Source organism: Streptomyces hainanensis (genome assembly GCF_004348415.1).
GTDB classification, from domain to species: domain Bacteria; phylum Actinomycetota; class Actinomycetes; order Streptomycetales; family Streptomycetaceae; genus Streptomyces; species Streptomyces hainanensis.
The window spans coordinates 1-4,244 of record NZ_SMKI01000580.1; the positions used below are offsets into that span (position 1 = coordinate 1).

6 protein-coding genes are annotated in these 4,244 nt (G+C 74.4%); 4 read left to right on the plus strand and 2 right to left on the minus strand.

All coding sequences use genetic code 11. From position 1 onward, the window contains the following. Positions 1-31: 31 nt before the first annotated feature. The 4 genes from E1283_RS32855 to E1283_RS32870 all read left to right on the plus strand — a co-directional run bounded on the left by E1283_RS32855 (position 32) and on the right by E1283_RS32870 (position 2,880). On the plus strand, positions 32-988 hold the full coding sequence (locus E1283_RS32855; protein WP_132821817.1) for a GlxA family transcriptional regulator: 957 nt from the start codon (positions 32-34) through the stop codon (positions 986-988). A gap of 116 nt (positions 989-1,104) precedes the next feature. Further along, positions 1,105-2,106: a type I glyceraldehyde-3-phosphate dehydrogenase gene (gap, locus tag E1283_RS32860; protein WP_132821818.1), complete on the plus strand. Its 1,002-nt coding sequence runs from the start codon at positions 1,105-1,107 to the stop codon at positions 2,104-2,106. 67 nt (positions 2,107-2,173) lie between these two features. Next, complete coding sequence (locus tag E1283_RS32865; protein WP_132821819.1) at positions 2,174-2,434, plus strand: ribbon-helix-helix domain-containing protein; 261 nt, start codon at positions 2,174-2,176, stop codon at positions 2,432-2,434. Then, positions 2,431-2,880, plus strand: a complete 450-nt coding sequence (locus tag E1283_RS32870) for a PIN domain-containing protein (RefSeq protein WP_132821820.1) — start codon at positions 2,431-2,433, stop codon at positions 2,878-2,880. The genes E1283_RS32865 and E1283_RS32870 overlap by 4 nt, the downstream gene beginning before the upstream one ends. Positions 2,881-2,914: 34 nt before the next feature. On the opposite strand, the gene E1283_RS32875 is transcribed toward E1283_RS32870, so the two are convergent. Then, entirely contained in the window at positions 2,915-3,571 is a 657-nt protein-coding gene (locus tag E1283_RS32875) for a bifunctional 4-hydroxy-2-oxoglutarate aldolase/2-dehydro-3-deoxy-phosphogluconate aldolase (RefSeq protein ID WP_132821821.1), read from the minus strand. Between the two features lie 79 nt (positions 3,572-3,650). Beyond that, the gene (locus E1283_RS32880; protein ID WP_243745266.1) at positions 3,651-4,118 is read right to left on the minus strand and encodes a TIGR02611 family protein; all 468 of its coding nucleotides are present in this window, start codon (positions 4,116-4,118) and stop codon (positions 3,651-3,653) included. Positions 4,119-4,244 lie beyond the last annotated feature (126 nt).

Consider the following 4,244-nt stretch of genomic DNA (forward strand, 5'->3'; position numbering starts at 1 on the left):
CCCGTACCCGCGCCCCCGTACCCTCGTCCCCGTGTCCGCCTCCCGCCTGCGCCGCGTCGCCGTCCTCGTGCTGGACGGCGCCAAACCACTGGACGTCGGCATCCCCGCCCAGGTGTTCACGACCCGCGCGAGCATGCCGTACGAGGTGCGGGTGTGCGGCCCGGCGCCCGGGCTGGTGGCCGGCGGCGACGGGCTTTCGTACCACGTCGCGGACGGCCTGGACGCGCTCGCGTGGGCCGACGTCGTCTTCGTCCCCGGCTACCGCTTCCCGGACCGCGAGGACCCGCCGCCCGCCGTGGTCGACGCGCTGACCGCCGCCCACGCCGGCGGCGCGCGCCTCGCCGCCATCTCCACGGGCGCGTTCGCGCTCGCCGCCACCGGTCTGCTCGACGGCCGCCGCGCCACGACGCACTGGCACTACACCCGGGCCCTCGCGGCGCGGCACCCGCGCGTCCGGGTCGACGAGAACGTGCTGTTCGTCGACGAGGGCACCGTGCTGACGTCGGCCGGCGCCGCGTCCGGCATCGACCTGTGCCTGCACATCCTGCGCGGCGACCTGGGGATCGCGGCGTCGAACCACGCGGCCAGGCGCCTGGTCGCGGCCCCCTACCGCAGCGGCGGCCAGGCGCAGTACGTGCCGCGCAGCGTGCCGGAGCCGCTGGGCGAGCGGTTCGCCGGCACCCGCGAGTGGGCGCTGCGCCGGCTCGGCGAACCTCTCACCCTGGAGGCGCTGGCCCGGCACGCCGCCGTCTCGCCCCGCACGTTCTCGCGGCGCTTCGTCGACGACACGGGGTACACGCCGATGCAGTGGGTCATGCGGGCCCGCCTCGACGTCGCCCGCGAGCTGCTGGAACGCTCGGAGCTGAGCGTCGAGCGGATCGCCGCCGACGTCGGCCTCGGCACCGGCGCCAACCTGCGGCTGCACTTCCAGCGCGTCCTCGGCACCACGCCGAGCGAGTACCGGCGCACCTTCGCCCGGGGCGAGTGACCCGCCACTCCACCGGGCGCGATCCTTTCGAACGATGGCACTCGCGCCGCTGTCCCGGGCGGCGGGCCACGGGCGAACCTGACGATGATCGACGGGACATCGAAGGGACACCGCTCATGACGCGCATCGCCGTCAACGGATTCGGCCGCATCGGACGCAACGTGCTGCGCGCACTGCTCGAACGGGACACCGACCTGGAGGTCGTGGCCGTCAACGACCTCACGGAGCCCGCCACGCTGGCGCGGCTGCTCGCCTACGACACGACGGCCGGCCGGCTGGGTCGCCCGGTGACGGTCGACGGGGACGCCATCGTCGTCGACGGCCGCCGCATCCGGGTGCTCGCCGAGCGCGACCCGGCACAGCTGCCGTGGGCCGAGCTCGGCGTCGACGTGGCGCTGGAGTCGACCGGCCGCTTCACCGCGGCGAAGGCCGCCCGCGCGCACCTCGACGCGGGGGCCAGGAAGGTGCTGGTCAGCGCGCCGTCGGACGGCGCCGACGTCACGCTCGCCTACGGGGTCAACACCGACGCGTACGACCCGGCCACGCACACCGTCGTCTCCAACGCCTCCTGCACCACCAACGCGCTCGCGCCGCTGGCCTCGGTGCTCGACGAACTCGCCGGCATCGAGCACGGCTTCATGACGACGGTGCACGCCTACACGCAGGAGCAGAACCTGCAGGACGGCCCGCACCGCGACGCCCGCCGCGCCCGCGCGGCCGGCGTGAACATCGTGCCGACGACGACGGGTGCCGCCAAGGCGATCGGGCTCGTGCTGCCGAACCTCGACGGCCGGCTGTCGGGCGACTCGATCCGGGTGCCGGTCCCGGTGGGCTCGATCGTCGAGCTCAACACGACGGTCGCCCGCGCCGTGTCGCGCGACGAGGTGCTGGCCGCGTACCGCGCGGCGGCGGACGGCCGGCTGGCCGGCGTCCTCACCTACTCGGAGGACCCGCTGGTCTCCTCCGACATCACCGGCGACCCGGCCTCGGCCATCTTCGACTCGGCCCTCACCCGCGTCGACGGCCAGCACGTCAAGGTCGTCGCCTGGTACGACAACGAGTGGGGCTTCTCGAACCGGGTCGTCGACACCCTCGAACTCCTCACCCGGGCCGGCTGACGCCGCGGCGCGGGCAGGTCGGAGCCTGCGGGCTACGCCGGTCAGGTACATGGACTACGCTTGGTACATGTCCATGAAGCGCACGAACGTGTACGCCGACCCCGAGGACCTGGCCATCATCAAGGAGGCGGCCAGGCGGCGGGGAATCAGCGAGGCCGAGATCATCCGCCAGGGGATCCACCTCGCCGCGATGGCCAACCGCGTCTGGGACGAGCCGCTGTTCTCCCGCACCTTCGAGGGGTCGGGCCGGACCCCGTCGGCGGCCGAGGTCGGTGACGCGGTCGCCGACGCCGTCCGCCGCGAGTCCGACACCGGAAGCACCGCGTGATCATCGTCGTCGCCGACACCTCGGGGCTGCTGGCCGCCCTCGACGCGGCCCACCCGGAACACAGCGGGGCGAACGAGGCGCTCACGGCGGCGGGGCTCCTGGTCATGTCCCCACTCCTGCTGGCAGAACTCGACCACGTCGCCACCCGCGAACTGGGCCGTGCGGCCGCGCTCAGCGCGGTCGACGACATCCGCCGCTGGATGGGCCGGGGCCGCGTGGTCGTGCCGGAGATCACGGAGGACCACCTGGCCGCGGCCCAGTCGCTCCGCGGCAGGTACCGCGCCCTCGACCTCGACCTCGACCTCGCCGACGCGGTGAACGTGGCCCTGGCCGCCGACTACGACACCGACGCGATCCTCACCCTCGACCGGCGCGACTTCCGCGCCGTGCGCCCCCTGGGCCGGCACAAGGCGTTCCGGGTCCTGCCGGACGACCTCCCGCTCTGATCCGCAGGGTGGGGCGCGGCCCTCGCGGGCTCCCTCACGCCGAGCCGGACACCGCCTGGCGCAGGCGCGGCAACGCGCTCGGGTCGGCGAGGGCCGAGCCGATGGCGACCGCCGAGCAGCCGGCGGCGAGGAAGTCGGCGGCGTTGTCGGGGCCGACGCCCCCGGTGGCGACGAAGCGGACGTCGGGGAACGGCGCGAGCTGGGCGGTGATCCAGCCAGGCCCGAGCTGCGCGGCGGGGAACGCCTTGACCCAGCTCAGGCCGGCGGCCTGGGCGGCCGCGATGTCGGTGGCGGTGGCGACGCCCGGCAGGTGCGGCAGGCCGGCCTCGGCCGACGCCTCGACGACCGCCGGGTGCAGCCCGGGCGCCACCGTGAACGCGGCGCCGAGCTCCCGCGCGGCCCGCAGCCGCCGCTCGGTGGTGACGGTGCCGGCCCCGACCTGCCTGCCGTGCTCCCGGGCCGCCTCGACGGCGGCCGCCAGCGACGGCAGGGCGGACTCCGACTGCACCGGTATCTCGACCAGCTCCACGCCGAACTCCCACGCCCGGTGGCACAGCTCGACCGTGGTCCGCGGATCCTGGCCGCGGAAGATGCCGAGCACCGGGTTCCGGGCCAGGTGGCGGGCGAAGAAGGCCGCGCTGACGTCGGCGTCCGGGTCGGCGGTCTGGTCGACGGTCCGGTCGACGGCCATGGGGATCGTTCCTTTCAGCCCAGCCTGGTGCCGAGGGGTGCGACGGCGCGGAGCGCCGAGGACGGGGAGCGCGACGCGCTCAGGTGTCGATCTCCCAGGGCATGGCCAAGCCGAAGTTCACCAGGTACACGACGAGCAGCACGGCGCAGATCGAGCCGGCGGCCACCGTCAGCGCGATGTTGCGGCGCCGCACCCGGGGGTCGAGGGCGCGCTGCGCGGCCTCCGCGACCTTGCGCCTGGTCCAGCGCAGCACCAGCTGGGCCCAGACGAACTCGCTCCCCCAGATCGCCATCCCGGCGAAGATCACGAGCCAGCCGGGGCCGGGGAGCGGCAGCATGATGATGCCGATCACCACGACCACCAGGCCCACCACGAAGACGCAGACCTGCCAGCCCAGGTGGAGCGGGCGTGAGCTCTTGACGAACCGCGGCGCGCGGGAGCCGAGCGGCTTCTCCTTCTTCACCGGTTGACCGACCTCGCTCCGACCGCCCGCCGCCGGCTCGGCGGCGCCGTCGGGCACGGCCGCGGCGGATCTCCGTATGTCCATCTGGCTCATGCGAAAGGTCAACCCCCTTGGTGGTGGCCTGCGCCGACACTGATCGTGTCACTCAGTGACAGCGTAGGCAAGTGACAGGAGATGGCACCCCCCGGTGGCAGCACCATCCCCTCCACC

Excerpts from the sequence above, each read along its gene's own strand:
- gap (WP_132821818.1), top strand. The coding sequence starts at position 1,105 with ATGACGCGCATCGCCGTCAACGGATTCGGCCGCATCGGACGCAACGTG.
- E1283_RS32865 (WP_132821819.1), top strand. The coding sequence starts at position 2,174 with ATGTCCATGAAGCGCACGAACGTGTACGCCGACCCCGAGGACCTGGCC.
- E1283_RS32875 (WP_132821821.1), bottom strand. The coding sequence starts at position 3,571 with ATGGCCGTCGACCGGACCGTCGACCAGACCGCCGACCCGGACGCCGAC.
- E1283_RS32880 (WP_243745266.1), bottom strand. The coding sequence starts at position 4,118 with ATGGACATACGGAGATCCGCCGCGGCCGTGCCCGACGGCGCCGCCGAG.